14 protein-coding genes and 2 tRNA genes are annotated in these 17453 nt (G+C 38.2%); 10 read left to right on the forward strand and 6 right to left on the reverse strand.

From position 1 onward, the window contains the following. Positions 1–52: 52 nt before the first annotated feature. Entirely contained in the window at positions 53–1369 is a 1317-nt protein-coding gene (locus FYJ25_RS03240; RefSeq protein WP_154580531.1) for an HlyC/CorC family transporter, read from the reverse strand. Positions 1370–1572: 203 nt separating this feature from the next. Between FYJ25_RS03240 and FYJ25_RS14825 the strand changes: the two genes are divergently transcribed. From FYJ25_RS14825 to FYJ25_RS03270, 6 genes are all read left to right on the forward strand, one after another. Beyond that, complete coding sequence (locus FYJ25_RS14825; protein WP_096240821.1) at positions 1573–3285, forward strand: HAD hydrolase-like protein; 1713 nt, start codon at positions 1573–1575, stop codon at positions 3283–3285. A gap of 36 nt (positions 3286–3321) precedes the next feature. Beyond that, a complete protein-coding gene (locus FYJ25_RS03250; RefSeq protein ID WP_096240820.1) occupies positions 3322–4089 on the forward strand; it encodes a sigma-70 domain-containing protein in 768 nt (255 codons plus the stop codon). A 125-nt stretch (positions 4090–4214) separates the two neighbouring features. Further along, positions 4215–5990: a DNA primase gene (gene dnaG, locus FYJ25_RS03255; RefSeq protein WP_096240819.1), complete on the forward strand. Its 1776-nt coding sequence runs from the start codon at positions 4215–4217 to the stop codon at positions 5988–5990. A 156-nt stretch (positions 5991–6146) separates the two neighbouring features. After that, positions 6147–7244 carry an RNA polymerase sigma factor RpoD gene (rpoD, locus tag FYJ25_RS03260; RefSeq protein WP_154580578.1) on the forward strand — a complete coding sequence of 366 codons (1098 nt, stop codon included), beginning with the start codon at positions 6147–6149 and terminating at the stop codon, positions 7242–7244. Positions 7245–7429: 185 nt separating this feature from the next. Further along, a complete protein-coding gene (locus FYJ25_RS03265; RefSeq protein ID WP_096240763.1) occupies positions 7430–8260 on the forward strand; it encodes a tRNA (adenine(22)-N(1))-methyltransferase in 831 nt (276 codons plus the stop codon). A gap of 68 nt (positions 8261–8328) precedes the next feature. Next, on the forward strand, positions 8329–9183 hold the full coding sequence (locus FYJ25_RS03270) for a histidinol-phosphatase HisJ family protein (RefSeq protein ID WP_096240762.1): 855 nt from the start codon (positions 8329–8331) through the stop codon (positions 9181–9183). A gap of 424 nt (positions 9184–9607) precedes the next feature. Here the strand turns inward: FYJ25_RS03270 and FYJ25_RS03275 are convergent, their stop codons facing one another. Continuing rightward, positions 9608–9832 carry a helix-turn-helix domain-containing protein gene (locus FYJ25_RS03275; protein ID WP_096240761.1) on the reverse strand — a complete coding sequence of 75 codons (225 nt, stop codon included), beginning with the start codon at positions 9830–9832 and terminating at the stop codon, positions 9608–9610. A gap of 91 nt (positions 9833–9923) precedes the next feature. On the opposite strand from FYJ25_RS03275, the gene FYJ25_RS03280 reads away from it, so the two are divergent. Both FYJ25_RS03280 and FYJ25_RS03285 read left to right on the forward strand, forming a co-directional pair. Then, entirely contained in the window at positions 9924–10388 is a 465-nt protein-coding gene (locus tag FYJ25_RS03280) for a hypothetical protein (RefSeq protein ID WP_096240760.1), read from the forward strand. 23 nt (positions 10389–10411) lie between these two features. Further along, positions 10412–10870 (forward strand): hypothetical protein, encoded by a 459-nt coding sequence (locus FYJ25_RS03285; protein ID WP_096240759.1) that lies wholly within the window; start codon positions 10412–10414, stop codon positions 10868–10870. Between the two features lie 397 nt (positions 10871–11267). On the opposite strand, the gene FYJ25_RS03290 is transcribed toward FYJ25_RS03285, so the two are convergent. The 4 genes from FYJ25_RS03290 to FYJ25_RS03305 form a co-directional block, all read right to left on the reverse strand. After that, entirely contained in the window at positions 11268–12464 is a 1197-nt protein-coding gene (locus FYJ25_RS03290; RefSeq protein WP_096240758.1) for a DNA polymerase Y family protein, read from the reverse strand. Between the two features lie 35 nt (positions 12465–12499). Continuing rightward, complete coding sequence (locus FYJ25_RS03295; protein ID WP_096240757.1) at positions 12500–12772, reverse strand: hypothetical protein; 273 nt, start codon at positions 12770–12772, stop codon at positions 12500–12502. Between the two features lie 225 nt (positions 12773–12997). Beyond that, positions 12998–13069, reverse strand: a tRNA-Glu gene (locus tag FYJ25_RS03300). Between the two features lie 75 nt (positions 13070–13144). Continuing rightward, a tRNA-Glu gene (locus FYJ25_RS03305) sits at positions 13145–13216 on the reverse strand. A gap of 134 nt (positions 13217–13350) precedes the next feature. Here FYJ25_RS03305 and miaB point away from each other — a divergent pair. Continuing rightward, positions 13351–14799: a tRNA (N6-isopentenyl adenosine(37)-C2)-methylthiotransferase MiaB gene (miaB, locus tag FYJ25_RS03310; protein WP_021907141.1), complete on the forward strand. Its 1449-nt coding sequence runs from the start codon at positions 13351–13353 to the stop codon at positions 14797–14799. Continuing rightward, positions 14792–17422 carry a DNA mismatch repair protein MutS gene (gene mutS / locus FYJ25_RS03315; protein ID WP_096240756.1) on the forward strand — a complete coding sequence of 877 codons (2631 nt, stop codon included), beginning with the start codon at positions 14792–14794 and terminating at the stop codon, positions 17420–17422. The genes miaB and mutS overlap by 8 nt, the downstream gene beginning before the upstream one ends. Positions 17423–17453 lie beyond the last annotated feature (31 nt).

A 17453-nucleotide genomic window follows, 5' to 3' on the forward strand; every position in this document is an offset into this window, starting at 1 on the left:
CGGATAATATTCCTTGTGGAGATTATCCGGATGTCAGGGTGGTAAATACTGCTTACACTTCAGAAGACGTTTCTTCGCTTTCAGAAGTGTGCCGTTCAATCTTTAAATAAACAATTTCCACCCGGTTTTTATCCATTTTTTTGATTGAATAGAGATAGTTTCCCTCTTTAACCGTTTCCCCCTCTTTTGGAAGATGATCAAGAAGTTCGATCATATGACCTCCAATGGAATCGTAATCGTCCGATTCAATCTCTGTACCGAGAACATCATTTAAATCGTCAAGCTTAGTACTTCCTTCGATTTCGTATTCATCGGTACCGATACAGCGGATAGCATCTGTTTCTGCATCATCAAATTCATCCTTAATATCACCTACGATCTCTTCGATAAGGTCTTCTAAGGTGACGAGCCCGGCAGTAGAGCCATATTCATCAAGAACAATGGCAAAACTGATAGAGTTATTACGCATCTCTTCCATTAAGGTAGAAGTCTTTTGATATTCATAAGTAAAGAATGGTTCTCTCAACACCTTATATATGTCAAATACTTCATTTCGGTGAGTTTCCCTGTAAAAAAATAAATCCTTTAAATTAAGGATACCAATAACATTATCCTTGCTTTCTTCATAAACTGGGAGTCTGGAATACTGTTCTGCTAAAAAGATTTCAACCAGTTCATCATAGGACATATCAACAGAAGCAAAGGCAACATCAATACGCGGAAGCATGATATCCTTCGCTACAGAATCACCAAAATCGAATACATTATTAATAAGTTCTTTTTCTTCTTTTTCAATTACGCCACTTTCCTGACTGACATCCACGATTGTCCGGAGTTCTAACTCGGTCATGGTCTGTCCACTTCCGGGCTTAATTCCAAATAATCTGCATAAAAGCCCACTGAAAAGATTAACCACATAGATTACCGGAGTAAGGATTGTTGTAATCGTATAAATAATTCCGGAATAAACAAGGGCCATGCTTTCATTCTTCATAGTCGCGATTGTTTTTGGAGTAATCTCACCGAAAATTAAAATAAGAAAGGTAAGAATTCCTGTTGCGATACCAACGAAAGTGCTGCTGCTCTTTCCAAGACCTGCCTGTGTGGCAAGACTCATTGCCAGCGTAGTGGTCAGAGAAGAAGCAGTAAGGTTTACAATATTATTACCAATTAAAATGGCACTTAACATCTTCTCTGGTTTCTCTATCATAGAAAGCACTCTGGCAGCTTTTTTGTTGCCCTGATTGGCAAGCGCTCGCATCCGGTGTTTGTTTACCGTAGTAAGGGCTGTTTCTGCAGAAGAAAAAAAAGCAGAAAGCAGTAATAGTATTAACAGAATAATAATCTGGCGTATGGAACTGGGGTCCAAGACATCATCTCCTTTAAAAAATATATTTGTATTATTATATTTTATAAAGGTTGTATTGTCAATCGTGGTGTAAAAATAATCCCCCTCTTTTAACGACTTCTTGCTTGTCGTTTTCGTTAAGTTAGCTCAATAAATATTGTGTTTTATCCATTTTTCTTTTATAATTAAAAACAGGTGATAATGAAGAAGGGAGAGGGAACGTATTGAAGCAATATCTTTTATTTGATCTGGACGGAACGCTGACAGATCCGATGGTGGGAATTACCTCCTCTGTTCAATATGCATTAGAGAAGTTTGGGATTCATGTACGGTATCTGAAAGAGCTGATTCCGTTTATTGGACCGCCGCTTGCAGAATCATTTCAGAAATTTTATGGGTTTTCGAAAGAGGATGCGGAGAGGGCAATACAATATTACAGAGAATATTATGCGCCGAAGGGAATATTTGAAAATGAAGTTTATGAGGGTATTCCGGAGATGCTTGCGCATTTAACAGAAGCAGGGTTTACTCTCCTTGTAGCGACATCAAAACCAACTGTTTTTGCAAGGAAAGTTCTGAAGCATTTTGGTATGGAGGATTATTTTTCTTTTGTAGGAGGAAGTGAATTGGATGGTTCACGTACAAAAAAGGCAGAAGTTATTTCTTACATACTAAAAACCTGTGAAATCAGAGCGAAAGAAGCCATCATGATTGGTGACAGAAGGCATGATATAGAGGGCGGGAAAGCTTGTGGATTAGAATCTGTCGGAGTGCTTTATGGTTATGGAACAGAGCAGGAATTAACAGAAGCCGGAGCAGATCATATAATAAGGACGGTGGCAGAGTTAGAGGATTATCTTAGAAATCAGGGAGAGAATCCAGCGAAACTGACATGGTATGACCGTTTAAAAGGACGGACGGAAGAAGGAAAGGAAACAGATATGATTCGATTTGGAATGATTGGAACGGGGAAGATTGCAGAGAAGTTCTGGCAGGCAAACCGTTATGGAAAAGATTTTGAACTGACTGCGGTATATTCAAGAACATTGGAAAGAGCAAAACAGTTTGGTTTTCAGAAGGGCCAGCTGCAATATTTTGATGATTTAGAGGCTTTTGCAAACAGTGACTGTATTGATGCAGTTTATGTGGCGAGTCCGAACGGTTGTCATTATGAGCAGGTTATGACTTTGTTAAAAGCAGGTAAGCATGTACTTTGTGAAAAGCCAATGGCATCTAATTTAAAAGAAGCACAGGAAATGTTTGCAGAAGCGGAGAAGCAGAACCTGATTCTTTTAGAGGGAATGCGTTCTATTTATGCCCCGTCTTTTCAGAAGATGATTCCGTATATGGAGACACTTGGGACGATTCGAAGGGCTACGCTGCAGTACTGTCAGTATTCTTCAAGATATGATAATTACAAAAGAGGAATTGTGGAGAATGCATTTAAGCCAGAATTATCGAATGGGGCATTGATGGATATTGGTGTTTACGTTGTATCTTGCATGATTCGTCTTTTTGGAGCGCCTAAGGCAATCAAAGCTTCTGGGATTAAGTTGCATAATGGTGTAGATGGGGCAGGAACAATACTCATGGAATATCCGGATATGATTGGAGAGGCGATTTATTCTAAGATTACAGACTCAGCAATGCCAAGTCAGATTCAGGGTGAAGATGCTTCTATGCTCGTACAGGAAATTGAAAATGTAAAGGATTTACGCATTGTAAGAAAAGGCGTAGTGCAATCGATACATTTTGAACAGTCGGATAATATATTGAATTATGAGACACAGGAATTTATTAAGATGATAAAAACAGGTATGGGATGGAAGAAGTCAAAAGAGATTACTTTGGAGACCATGAAGGTTTTAGATGAGGCAAGAAAACAACTGCATATAGTATTTCCGGCGGATAAGAAACCGAAGGAAAAGAAAAAATAAATATAAAAAAGACCGCAAAAGAGAAGGAGAAAAGTCATGGCAGGTCAGACAGAATTTTTACAGGCAATCCAGGAATTAGAGCGTCTTGGAGAAACGAATGGAAATCAATTGTCAATGGAGGAGATCAATGCGTATTTTTCTGATATGAAGTTGGAAGAGAAACAGCTTGATTTTATCTGTAATTATTTTGAATCTCATCAGATTTATATTACAAATCGTATTGAGAGACAGGAAGAAGAAATCGGAGATGAAGAACTTCCGAATAAAGAAGATCCGATGGATGCGGAGATTGTTGCTTTTTATTTAAAAGAGATGGAAAAGGCAAAACAATTATCCGGAGAGCAGGAAATGGTTATTGCAAGAAAGCTTGTAAGCGGAGATGATAATGCGAGAAATCTTCTTATAGAAGCGAATCTTTCCAAGGCAGTACAGATTGCGAAAGAATATGAAGGAAGAGGTCTTCTTTTAAGTGATCTGATTCAGGAAAGTAATATTGGATTGATGGTAGCGGTGAATGAATTTGAACCGGATATAGACAGAGATTTTCAAATGTTTTGTGAGAAAATGATTCGTAAGCATTTAGAAGAAACATTAGAAGAATATAATGCGTCCACCCGTTCAGCAGTGAAGATGGCAAACCGCGTTAATGAGATGAATGATATTGCGACAGCATTTGCCAGAGAATATGAAAGAGAAGCAAAACCGTCAGAAATTGCAGAAAGAATGGGAATTACTGAAGAGGAAGTGCGAGAACTGATGAAAGTATCGTTAGATGCGATCGCAGTATTAGATCAATCGAAATAAATAATATAATAATTTAGGATTCTCAACATATAATGTAACTATCCGGAGATAGATAAATCTCAGGAATTGTACCACATATGCGATAAGTGGGTATTATAATATTTATAATAAAAAGAGGAAAAAAGATGAGATATGAAGAAGAACTGATTGATGAGGTCAGAGAGAAAAATGATATAGTCGATGTGATTTCCTCTTACGTTTCATTAAAAAAGCGAGGTTCAAACTATGTAGGACTTTGCCCCTTCCATAATGAAAAGACCCCATCCTTCTCTGTTAGCAGGGACAAGCAGATGTATTATTGTTTTGGCTGTGGACAGGGTGGGAATGTCTATACATTTCTTATGGAATATAACCGTCTTTCCTTTGTGGAGGCGTTGCAGGAACTGGCAAAAAGAGCAGGAGTAGAACTTCCGGAAAGGGAACAGACAGCAGAGGAAAAACAGCAGGCAGATGCCAGGTTAACGCTACGGGATATGAATAAAGAAGCGGCGGTCTATTTTCATTATCTTTTAAAAAGTAAGAGAGGAACACAGGCGCTTGTTTATCTGAAGGATCGAGGCTTGAGTGATGAGATGATCAATCAATTTGGCCTTGGTTATGCAGATATTTACCGAGATGATCTGTATCAGTATTTGAAAGCAAAGGGATTTTCGGATTATCAGATGAAGGAATCTTCTCTTGTTAATATTGATACGGTCAAAGGGAACTATGATAAGTTTTTTAACAGGGTCATTTTTCCGATAATGGACATTAACCAAAGAGTGATTGGATTTGGTGGTCGTGTGATGGGAGAGGGGGAACCAAAGTATCTAAATTCCAGAGAAACTATTTTGTTTGATAAAGGAAGGAACTTATATGGGTTAAATTATGCGAAACGTTCAAGAAGTAAGTCACTTATTTTGTGTGAAGGATATATGGATGTCATTTCCCTTCATCAGGCAGGATTTACAAATGCGGTCGCACCTCTTGGAACAGCATTTACACCGAATCAGGCAATGCTTTTAAAAAGGTATACCAATGAGGTTATTTTATCCTTTGACAGTGATGGAGCTGGAGTGAAAGCGGCACTCAGGGCATTACCGATTTTGCGGGAAAATGGTCTTCGTGGCCGGGTGTTGTCAATGAAGCCGTATAAAGATCCGGATGAATTGATTAAGGCAGAAGGACAGGAAGGTTATCAGAAAAGAATAGAGGAAGCTGAGTCAGGCCGGATGTTTGAGTTGCTTGTCTTATATGGACAGTACAATCAGCAGGATCCGGAAAGCCGGACAGAGTTTATTCATGAAATAGCAAAGAAACTGGCGCAGATTGAAGAGCCGTTAGAGAGACAGACATATCTGGCATCCGCAGCGAATCGTTTTATGATAAGAAAGAATGATCTTGAAAATCTGGTCAACCGTTATGGGCTTGGCTATCAGTATGAAAAGGTAAATGAGCAGTATAAGACTCCGCCGGAAACGGAAGAACGGCGGCAGGAAAAAAAGAAAAGTAATAAAAACCAGCCGCAAAGACTTCTGCTTACCTGGCTTGTAGAACATCCGGAAATGTATCAGTATATCCGGGCTTATATCGGAGCCGATGATTTTATCGAGCCATTATATCATTCAGTAGCAATTATGTTGTTTGAACAGTTAGACAACGAAGAGAAAATAAATCCTGCGGCAATCTTAAGTCGTTTTACGGACGCAGAAGAACAAAAAGAAATCGCAGCAATTTTTAATACACATTTAAAATACGGACTTTCCTCCGAAGATGAAGATAAAGCGCTCTCAGATGTGGTGCGTAAAGTGAAGCTTGCAAGCATAGAGGATGAAATGGTTCATACCAGTGATATTGTGCGCTGGCAGGAACTTTTATCACTTAAAAATAAAATGCAGAAATTTAGTATAAGCCGGTCATAAACCGGGTTATACTAAGAGTACAGGTATAATGTATTCGCGGAGTATTCATTGCGCTTGATTTTATGCACTTGCTTTTATAAGAAGATTCCGAGGGCACATATATAATGATTTGGAGGGTTTATTTTGGGCAGGAAAGAACAGATTTTTGGCAGCCAGATGAATTGTCTGCTTGAGAGAGCAAAGAAGCAGAAAAATGTAGTGGAACTTCAGGAGATAAAAGAAGTCTTTCAGAAGGGTTCACTGACACCGGCACAGTTAGAAGGGATTGTTTCTTATCTTGAAGAAAGAAAAATCGATGTACTGACCATGTCTGAAATAGATTCTGATGAGATAGAACAAAGTGATGTGTTTCCAGAAGAAGTGGAGAAGGAATACGAAGGAAAAAGAGAGGATGAATCGGAGATTTTACACTCTGAAAGAGGAAGTGCGGAAGATCCGGTTCGTATGTATTTAAAAGAAATTGGAAGAATTCCTTTGTTAAGTTCTGAAGAGGAAATTGAGCTTGCCAAGCGTATGGAAATGGGAGACGAGGAAGCAAAAAAGAAATTGTCTGAAGCGAATCTTCGCCTCACCGTAAGCATTGCCAAACGCTATTCCGGAAGAGGAATGCAGTTCCTTGATTTGATACAGGAAGGAAATCTTGGTCTAATTAAAGCCGTAGAGAAGTTTGATTATCGTAAAGGATATAAATTTTCGACATATGCTACATGGTGGATCAGGCAATCCATTACGAGAGCGATTGCAGATCAGGCGAGGACGATTCGGATTCCGGTGCATATGGTAGAGACAATGAATCGGGTTAATCGAACGAGCAGGAGGCTTTTACAGGAATACGGAAGAGAACCCACCCCAGAAGAAATCGCGGTTACGATGAATCTTCCGGTGGAGCGGATACTTGAAGTTTCTAAGATTTCACAGGAACCAGTTTCTTTAGAAACACCAATTGGAGAGGAAGAAGACAGTCACCTTGGAGACTTTATTCAGGATGAACATGTGCCTGTTCCGTCAGAAGAAGCAGCCCACACATTACTTCGTGAACAGCTTGAAGAAGTTATGGATACCTTGTCTGATCGGGAGCAAAAGGTTTTAGCACTTCGTTTTGGATTAGAAGACGGAAAGCCACACACCCTGGAAGAAGTGGGAAGAGACTTTCAAGTGACAAGAGAACGTATTCGCCAGATTGAGGCGAAGGCCCTGCGCAAGCTGCGTCATCCAACGAGAAGTAGAAAGCTTAGAGATTTTTTGGGAGAATAGAATAAAGAAATAGAGAATAAAGGACAGGTATATTTATATGGATTTTAAGTCTTATAAATATACCTGCTTTTGTCATTGAAAAAAGGGATAGAGATACCGTATAATATTCAGAGAAAATAGATAAGTAATACATACGAAACAAGAAATAGGTTAAGGAATATAATTTAGGAGGCAGACAATTTAAAATGGAACTTTCAATACGATTAAAAACAGTAGCAGAAGCGGTAACACCAGGAAATCGTGTGGCAGACATAGGAACGGATCATGGTTATGTGCCGATTTATCTTGTAAAGAATAACTTGTCACCAGGTGGTATTGCCATGGATGTGAATAAAGGACCACTTGAAAAAGCCAAGGAGCATATTCGTGCAGAAAAGCTTAGCGGTAAAATAGCAACCCGTCTTGGAAATGGACTTGCTCCACTAGAGCCAGGAGAAACAGATACGGTAGTTATTGCTGGTATGGGTGGTGATTTAATATGTAAAATACTAAAAGCAAAACCAGAATTTCTGATAGAAGGAAAGGAATTGATTTTACAGCCCCAGTCAGAATGGTTTAAAGTTCGCCAGATTTTAAAAGAATATCGTTATCAGATCGAAAAGGAATGGTTCTTAAAAGAAGATGGCAAATATTATGTTATTATCAAGGCAGAACCGGGATGGACGCAGCCACAGCGAATGAAGCACAAACAGCCTTCTATTCACGAATATATGAAAGAAATAGCAGATATGCCGGAGAATCAGACCGTTGCGAAGACAGAAATGGAAGAGATTTACGAACGGTATGGCAGATACTTAATCGAAACGAAAAATCCAGTCTTAATAGAATATTTAGAGAAAGAAATTGCAAAAAAAGAACAAATAGCAGCAGACTTAAAACAATCTATAAAGAAGATGGGAAATATAGAAGAATCCGAAGAAATTTCCGGAAAAGACCGGGCAAATATTATAAAAAGACAGCGAAGATATCAGGAATTACAAAAAGAAATAGAGGATATGAGAAAGGCCATTTTTTAAAATATGCTTATCGAAGACCGTTGCAATATTTCAAAAATTATAGAAAATATTTGGATAAAGGAGAAAAAATGTTAGCAGATTACCATGTACACACAGCGTTTAGTAATGATTCTGTTTATCTGATGGAAGATGTTGTTAAAGATGCGATTTCTTTGGAAATAGAGGATATCTGTTTTACAGATCATGTAGATTATGGTCCGTATCGTGACTGGGATGACCCAAGAGGGATTGAATATCGTGCGGGAGAGGAAGACGAACCGGAATGGGTTGCGCTTACTAACGTAGAATATAAAAAATATTTTTCACTAATTGAAGAACTGAAAGAAAAATATAAGAAGCAGATTTCAATAAAAGCCGGGTTGGAGTTTGGGGTGCAGACACATACCATTCCAGAATATGAGAAGTTATTTGCAAGTTATCCATTTGATTTCATTATCTTGTCCATCCATCAGGTAGGTGATGAAGAATTTTGGACAAACGAATACCAGAGTACGCGAACACAGCAGGAATATAATGAAGGGTATTATAAAGAATTACTTTCCGTTGTACAAAACTATCACAATTACAGTGTATTAGGACATATGGATTTAATAGTCCGTTATGATGAGCAGGGACCGTATTCATTTGAAAAAGTAAAACCAATTATCACAGAAATTTTAAAAACGGTCATTGCAGATGGAAAAGGAATAGAAGTAAACACTTCCAATCACCGCTACGGAATTGCAGATATGACACCATCAAGGGATATATTAAAACTTTACCGGGAACTTGGTGGCACAATTATCACGATCGGAAGTGACAGCCATAAAAAAGAACATCTTGGTGCGTATATTGACTGGGCGAAAGAGGAACTTCGTAAACTGGGGTATACACAATTTTGCACATTTGAGAAGATGAAACCGGTATTTCATGACTTGGAGTAACGGACGAAAAATAAAAAGTATCTTATAGCATCTGTGCCAGTAGTCGCTGCACATTGAATGCTTGCATAAAGGCTCGCATTCAATCCTTGCTCCGAGGTCACATCTGCTATAAGATACTTTTTATTTTTCTGTCTACTCCAAACCAGGCAGAAGACAGGGGGAAGCTCCAGAAGATTATGACAATCAATAAGCGAGACTCTTCGGCAGATGAGAAGAAGGAGCTGTATGACAAATTATAACTTTTATACGGAACCAAAGTGAGGAAAGAGAGTAATTATACGTTGACTTTGATTATAATGGATTGCGTGAGACGATAAGAATGAGGGCAGGATAAGCTGAAGAGAGTATCCTGCCCTTTTTCTTAGCGTTATAAAATTAATCATCATCGCTTTTTGTCTGGAATTATTTTAACCTGAATTTAGGATTATTTTTTTACTATTCGTGGGTAAGGTTTCTTCTCGTCCGTTAGTTCAGCGAGATAATCCATGCTTGTTTCTAATGCCAGTGCAATTTTTCTGCATTGTTCAAACGTATAATAGCGTTTTCCATTTTCTATTTTGGAATAGTCACTTTGATCGATTCCTGTTAATAACTGCATTTTTACCTGAGTGTATCCCTTTTCTTTTCTTAATTCTTTTAAACGAGACATAAGAACTCCTTTTTTGAAGAATTATGGCATATTGACCTATTGACTTTAGGGTGAAATTGACCTATTTTTAAAGAAAACTTAAGGAGGAAGTATGATTATAATATTTTTTAATTTAGGGTTAGTATTAGCATTTATATTGCTAGTTTCTATTGTTTTTATTAACGCATCTACAAAATTTGTGTTGGCTATTCTGGGAGTGACTTGTATTTTATTTTTGATTAAGAATATAATTCAGGATTTATATTTCGCATTATATAAATATAAAAATAATGCCGTTATTGTACTTATATCTTTTGTGTTTGATGTTGTTAGAATAGCTTTTTTTTATAAACTTATACATCATTTTGCTGCGGGAACTGCTAAGGCAACTGGGTTGTCTATGTTTGGTTGGATGCTGGGATATATCATTTCAATATTGGTAGGTGGAATTATTTTTTTTGCTGGGGAAGCAAACGGATTACTTTTTGGAATGGGACAGCAAGAAAAAGAATCTTCTATCCTAATTAACATATTTATGACAGGCTGTTTAGTGGCGTTTTGTCATTTTATAATATGATTATTTTTATAAGGGAGGATTTTATGAGTCAAATAACAGAAAAAGAAAGAGAATTTGTCGAAAGTAAACTTAAGATGATGTCAAGAACAATTGAGGTTTCACGTATAAAGCAATTTTGTTTGAATAAAATTGGATGTGAGATTGTCCTTGATGGACGAAAAATAGCATCAGTAGATAGCGGAAAGAAGGTGAATATAAAAGTTAATGGGTTGCCTCATAAGCTAGCTTGTCTTTGGACATTTGCCGATGGAAACCAGACATTAACGGAAAATTTTACGATACCATATGGTGTGTCATCACTTAAATACGAAACAATGAGAAAAACGGAAAAAAGTCATCTATTTACTTTGAAAGGTTTAAATATAACAACAACACCAATAGGTGTTTTGATGGAAGATATTCAGGTAAAAGAAGAAAGTGATAATGTATTCCGTCAAAAATTAAATGAAATGCTGGAAGAGTACAGAAAAAATAATTTATAATGATAAAAGATTTGATAAAGACAGCAATTATAAAGGATCTATAGTAGTAGATGCGGTTCTTCCTGGACTTTGGGTATAGTAGAGAAGAGTCAGAAAAAAGAAAAATGATATATCCCAGATGCGGCTTGGGAGCGTGTTTAAGAAGCGGATAAACATCTTAAATACAGCGGCTACAGAGTAGAAGGGATAATTTAATTTAGCGGAAAGCCATAACCTTCTGGAGAATTCCCACTCTTACCAACTGTGGATTTAGATAGTCAGAAAAAAGAAAAAATACTATATCCCAGATGCGGCTTGGGAGCGTGTTTAAGAAGCGGATGAGCATCTTAAGCACAGCGACTACAGAGCAGATGGGATATAGTATTTTTTCTTTTTTCGTCTACACGAAATCTACAACTCAGCATCTGCTTCCTCGTTTCACAGAGTCTTTGCCATATTTTTTCTGAATGGAGTCGAGTGCGGCATCTAATTTTGCCATTTTTTCACGACTTTTTTGTCTGGAAGCAGTCTCGGTAAAGAGCTGAATCTGTTCGATTTTATCAGAGGTCAGCTTTCCTCCGCGAACTCCGAGAAGACGGATAGGTGTTCCGTCCCATAATTCCTGAAAAAGTTTTATACTGATTTGGTAGAAATCATCGGTAGTGTTTGTGGAATAGTCAAGGACGGTCTGGTGAGATTTTCGACGGAAGTTTTTGTCTTTTAGCTCTACTTCGATAACCTGAGCATAAATGTGATCTGCTCTAAGGCGTTTAGTAACCGTTTCGCAAAGTTCTAAAAGAACAGGTCTGGCTTCAGAAAAAGAGGTCAGATCTTTGCTTAGAGTCATAGAGTTTCCATAGCCTTTTGGCGCATCGGGAGTTTCTTTTACAGGAGAATCGTCGTGGCCGTTTGCATAGTTCCATAAAGTGATGCCTTGAGAATTTAAATGTGCCTGAAGAAAATTCGGATCACTTCCCGCAAGGTCACCGATTGTATAAATGCCAAGTTGGTTTAATTTTTTTGCGGCAGCTCTTCCTGTGAAGAAAAGAGTGCGAACGGGCAGATGCCACATTTTTTCTGCCATCTCCTGTGGAAACAGTGTGTGGATTTTATCGGGTTTTTCAAAATCAGATGCCATTTTTGCCAGAAGCTTATTGGAGGAAATGCCGATATTTACAGTAAAGCCCAGGGTGTCCCGGATTTCTGTCTGGATTTTTGCGGCTGCTTCAAGTGGGGTAGAGTAAAAGTAATGTAGTCCGCTCATGTCAAGATAAGCTTCATCGATAGAAACCTGTTCTACCACAGGGGCGTATTTTTTTAAAATAGTAATAAATGCATTAGAGTATTCACGATAGAGGGGAAAGTTTGGACGGAAGCTTTTCAAGGAAGGACATTTTGTTAATGCATCGGTAACCGGTTCTCCTGTGTGGATGCCAAAATGTTTGGCAGGAAGAGATTTGGCAAGGACAACACCTTTTCGTAGGGAAGTATCTCCGCCAATGATTGCCGGGATTGTTCGTATATCTGTACTGGCACCATTTTTAAGCTGGTAAACGGCTTCCCAGCTTAAAAAGGCACTATTTACGTCAACATGAAAAATCAGTCTTTCTTTCATAAATAAAAATCCTTTGTAAAGAATAGTTTCGTCTATTATTCTAGATTTTTTAGGGCATCCTCTTTCCAGTCGATTGCCTGCTCTAAACGCTCAATCTTTTGGAAACAATCCTCATAAGCTTCTTCATAGTCCTCCGAGTGTAACTCCCGGTAAATCTCCCCGATTTTATAAGTGGCAGAGCGGATTTCTCGTTTATCTTGGCGAATCTGATCTTTTAATTTTAAAATTTCAACAGTTGTCTTTGCTTTGTCTACGGTAGTTTGGCCAGTAGTCATAAGATTTTGTTTTAAAGTGTCGAAAAAAGCCATAGAAGAGTCCCTCCTTTATGAAATTCAAGTCGAGCAGCCACTCACCACTTGAAAAAGGTGGGAGTCTTCTCGACTGAGATAAAAATAATAGTTTCTGAGAAATAATACAGGAAAAAATCTGTATCATAAGATAACTAGGAAAAATATTCTATTCAACAAAAGTAGACATTTTCTTTTATTAAACAAAAAAGGTCTGTCTAAACAGACAAACCTTTCTAAAATAAATAGTCGATAGGGGAATCGAACCCCTGTTTTCGCCGTGAGAGGGCGACGTCTTAGCCGCTTGACCAATCGACCATGTCGTTGCGACTTAATTAGTATATCACATCTTAAAGTGAAAATCAAGTGTTTTTTTATTTTATTTTTAATAAATAGTCGATAGGGGAATCGAACCCCTGTTTTCGCCGTGAGAGGGCGACGTCTTAGCCGCTTGACCAATCGACCATATCGTTGCGACTTGACTAATATAACACAGACAAAAATAAAAATCAAGTACTTTTTTCTTGAAAAATAAAAAGAGTTATCCTATAATAATTTTATCTGCGTAAAAATCAATTTTACACACCTTGGAGGTTATAATGAATATAAACTATGAATTAATTGATACAACCGCGCCTGCACCGGAAAAGGAACCGGAGAGACAGCGGTATTTTATTGCAAAGTGTAGAGAAATCATAAAGGAAAAAGAAATGGAGCTTGGACGTAAGCTTACATTTTATGACCAGACGTTTGGATGCCAGATGAATTTTAAAGATTCAGAGAAGCTGAACGGGATTCTTGAAGATATCGGTTACGTGAAGGCGGATACGGAAAAAGCGGACTTTGTTTACTATAATACATGTACTGTGCGTGAGAATGCGAATGTACGTGTTTATGGAAGACTTGGAGCATTGAAAAATTATAAAAAGAAGAATCCGGAGATGGTCATTGCCATGTGTGGATGCATGATGCAGGAACCGGAGGAGCAGGAAAAGGTGAAGACAACATTTAAGTTTGTTGATGTTGTTTTTGGGACACATAATATTTTTAAGCTTGCAGAACTTTTATATGAATGTCTTTCCGGAAGGAAGAGGGTATTTGATGTTTGGGAGAAAACAGATCAGATTATCGAAGATCTGCCAAGTGACCGTAAGTTTGGATTTAAGGCTGGAGTTAATATTATGTTTGGCTGTAATAATTTTTGCAGCTACTGTATTGTTCCTTATGTAAGAGGAAGAGAGCGAAGCAGAAAGCCAGAGGATATCGTAGCAGAAGTAAAGAAGCTGGCATCAGAAGGTGTTGTAGAGGTGATGCTTCTTGGACAGAATGTAAATTCTTACGGAAAGAATCTTGAGAATCCGATTAGTTTTGCCAAGCTTCTTACTATGGTAGAAGAAGTAGAAGGAATCGAAAGGATTCGTTTTATGACTTCTCATCCAAAGGATTTATCAGATGAGCTTATTGAAGTGATGGCACATTCTAAGAAGATTTGTAAACATCTTCATTTGCCGGTGCAGTCTGGAAGTAGCCGCATTTTAAAATTAATGAACAGAAAGTACACAAAGGAACATTATCTTACATTAGTAGATAAGATTCGTACTGCTGTTCCGGATATTGCGATTACAACAGATATTATTGTAGGTTTTCCGGGAGAGACAGAGGAAGATTTTCAGGAGACGCTTGATGTTGTAAGAAAAGCAAAGTATGACAGCGCATTTACTTTTATTTATTCTAAGCGTTCGGGAACACCGGCAGCAAAAATGCCGGATCAGGTTTCAGAAGAAGTGGTGCATGAGAGATTTGACCGCTTATTAAAAGTGGTAAATGAAACAGCAAGAGAGCAGAATGGCAAGCTTGCTGGGAATACAGAACTTGTTTTAGTAGAAGAGATTGACGAGAAGGATGCTTCTATGGTTACAGGACGATTATCAAATAATAGTGTTGTACATTTTAAAGGAGATGCTTCTTTAATTGGTAAGATTGTTCCTGTTGTGCTGGAAGAGTCGAAAGGATTTTATTATCTGGGGAGGTTGAGCATCCATGGCTAAACTGACTCCGATGATGGAACAGTATTTCCAGATAAAGAATAAATATAAAGACTGTATATTGTTTTACCGTTTAGGAGATTTCTATGAGATGTTTTATGATGATGCACTGACTGCATCAAGAGAATTAGAGATTACTCTGACAGGGAAAAACTGTGGTCAGGAAGAAAAGGCGCCTATGTGTGGGGTGCCTTTCCATTCCTGTGAGCCTTATATTAACAAGTTAGTGGAGAAAGGATTTCGTGTTGCCATCTGTGAGCAGGTGGAAGATCCAAAGGCTGCGAAGGGAATCGTAAAAAGAGATGTTATCCGCGTTGTTACACCGGGAACGAATGTTATGACGCAGAGCCTTGATGAATCAAAGAATAATTTCATTATGAGTGTGTTCTGTGAAGATGACCTGTTCGGAATTGGTGTGTGTGATTTATCTACCGGAGAATTTCGGACAACACAGGTTGAACATCAGGACGCACTTTTTGATGAAATGAATAAGTTTCAGCCGTCTGAGATTATTTGTAACGATGCCTTTTGTATTTGCGGTATGGATTTTGATTATATCAGAGATAAGGTTGGCGCAGTGATTTCACCGGTTTCCAGTGATTACTTTGAAAATGATCGGTGCGAGAAGCTGATTAAAGAACAGTATGCTCTTGTGAATTTAGAGGGAATCGGACTCTCAGATTATCCATTTGGCATGATTGCGAGTGGGGCATTATTACAGTATCTTCATGAAACACAGAAGAATTCTCTTGCTCATCTGATGGAATTAAAAGTATATTCGACAGAAAATTATATGGTCATTGACAGCTCTACCAGAAGAAATTTAGAGCTGTGTGAGACATTAAGAGAAAAAGGGAAAAAGGGAAGTCTTTTATGGGTGCTTGATAAAACAAAGACTGCGATGGGTGCCAGAACACTTCGTAAGATGATCGAGCAGCCATTAATTCATAAAGGGGCGATTCAGGACAGGTTAGATGCGGTAGAAATGCTAAAAGATAACCTTATGGCAAGAGAAGAACTTCGTGAGTATATGAATTCTATTTATGATCTGGAACGTCTTACAATGAAGGTAAGCTACCGTACGGCAAACCCAAGAGATTTGATTTCTTTTAAGACCTCTATTCAATATCTGCCATATATTAAAGATATTCTCGCGCAGTTTAGTAAAGGTGTTCTTGCAAAAATGGCAGAAAGCCTTGATACATTAGAAGATCTTCATGAATTATTAGAGTCTTCTATTGAGGAGGACCCACCGATTCCGATCAAGGAAGGTGGAATTATCAAAGAAGGTTTTGATGAAGAAATCGACCATTTAAAGAAGGCGAAAACGGATGGAAAGACATGGCTTGCTGAATTAGAAGAGAGAGAGCGGGAAAAGACAGGAATTAAAAATCTGCGAGTGCGTTTTAATAAAGTTTTTGGCTATTATATAGAAGTAACGAATTCTTATAAAGACCTGGTGCCGGATTATTATATCCGCCGTCAGACTCTTGCGAATGCCGAACGGTATACGACAGAAGAACTGTCTGAACTGGCAAGAACAATTCTTGGGGCAGAGGATAAACTTTATGCTTTGGAGTATGAAACATATGTGGCAATTCGTGAAAAACTGGCATCTGAGATGGAGAGAATTCAGAAAACAGCCAGTGTGATCGCATGGACAGATGTTTTTGCCTCTCTTGCACTTGTAGCGGAAGCAAATCAATATGTACGACCGACCCTTAACCAAAGAGGTGTCATTGATATTAAAGATGGACGTCATCCAGTTGTGGAAAAAATGATGTCCGGTGAACTTTTTGTTGCGAATGATACATTGCTTGATCATAAAAAGAATCGTGTCGATATTATTACCGGTCCAAATATGGCAGGAAAGTCTACGTATATGAGACAGACAGCCTTGATTGTTCTTATGGCACAGATTGGTTCTTTTGTTCCGGCAAAGTCTGCAAATATTGGTCTGGTAGACCGTATTTTTACAAGAGTAGGGGCATCGGATGATCTGGCTTCTGGACAGAGTACATTTATGGTGGAAATGAGTGAAGTTGCGAATATTTTACGGCATGCAACGAAAGACAGTCTGTTGATTCTTGATGAAATTGGAAGAGGAACGAGTACATTTGACGGTCTTTCTATTGCGTGGGCGGTTGTGGAATATATAGCGGGTTCTTCTTTAGCCGGAGCAAAGACATTATTTGCGACCCATTATCACGAGCTGACAGAATTAGAAGGCAAGCTTCCAGGCGTAAATAATTACTGTATTGCAGTGCAGGAAAAAGGAGACAGTATTATTTTCCTGCGAAAGATTATTAAAGGCAGTGCGGACAGAAGCTACGGGATTCAGGTGGCAAAGCTTGCCGGTGTGCCGGAAGTTGTTATAGAAAGAGCAAAAGAAATTGCGGCGGAATTAGAAGAATCTGATATTACAGCGAATACAAAAAATATTGGAAAGAAACGTACAGAAGAAGCCGAGCCAGTTCAGATTTCATTATTTGATACGATGGGAATGGTGGCAGAACAGCCAAAGAAAAGTGAAGTGGAAGAAACATTGAAAAAGTTAGATATTAGTAATATGACTCCGATGGAGGCAATGAATCAGCTTTATGAACTGCAGAAAAAATGTAAATAAAATCACTTCATACATATCATTTTAAAAGGAC

Source organism: Anaerobutyricum soehngenii (genome assembly GCF_009697165.1).
GTDB classification, from domain to species: domain Bacteria; phylum Bacillota; class Clostridia; order Lachnospirales; family Lachnospiraceae; genus Anaerobutyricum; species Anaerobutyricum soehngenii.

Excerpts from the sequence above, each read along its gene's own strand:
- FYJ25_RS03250 (WP_096240820.1), top strand. The coding sequence starts at position 3,322 with ATGGCAGGTCAGACAGAATTTTTACAGGCAATCCAGGAATTAGAGCGT.
- FYJ25_RS03295 (WP_096240757.1), bottom strand. The coding sequence starts at position 12,772 with ATGGCTTTTTTCGACACTTTAAAACAAAATCTTATGACTACTGGCCAA.
- rpoD (WP_154580578.1), top strand. The coding sequence starts at position 6,147 with ATGAATTGTCTGCTTGAGAGAGCAAAGAAGCAGAAAAATGTAGTGGAA.
- FYJ25_RS03265 (WP_096240763.1), top strand. The coding sequence starts at position 7,430 with ATGGAACTTTCAATACGATTAAAAACAGTAGCAGAAGCGGTAACACCA.
- dnaG (WP_096240819.1), top strand. The coding sequence starts at position 4,215 with ATGAGATATGAAGAAGAACTGATTGATGAGGTCAGAGAGAAAAATGAT.
- FYJ25_RS03275 (WP_096240761.1), bottom strand. The coding sequence starts at position 9,832 with ATGTCTCGTTTAAAAGAATTAAGAAAAGAAAAGGGATACACTCAGGTA.
- mutS (WP_096240756.1), top strand. The coding sequence starts at position 14,792 with ATGGCTAAACTGACTCCGATGATGGAACAGTATTTCCAGATAAAGAAT.
- miaB (WP_021907141.1), top strand. The coding sequence starts at position 13,351 with ATGAATATAAACTATGAATTAATTGATACAACCGCGCCTGCACCGGAA.
- FYJ25_RS03270 (WP_096240762.1), top strand. The coding sequence starts at position 8,329 with ATGTTAGCAGATTACCATGTACACACAGCGTTTAGTAATGATTCTGTT.
- FYJ25_RS03290 (WP_096240758.1), bottom strand. The coding sequence starts at position 12,464 with ATGAAAGAAAGACTGATTTTTCATGTTGACGTAAATAGTGCCTTTTTA.
- FYJ25_RS03285 (WP_096240759.1), top strand. The coding sequence starts at position 10,412 with ATGAGTCAAATAACAGAAAAAGAAAGAGAATTTGTCGAAAGTAAACTT.
- FYJ25_RS03280 (WP_096240760.1), top strand. The coding sequence starts at position 9,924 with ATGATTATAATATTTTTTAATTTAGGGTTAGTATTAGCATTTATATTG.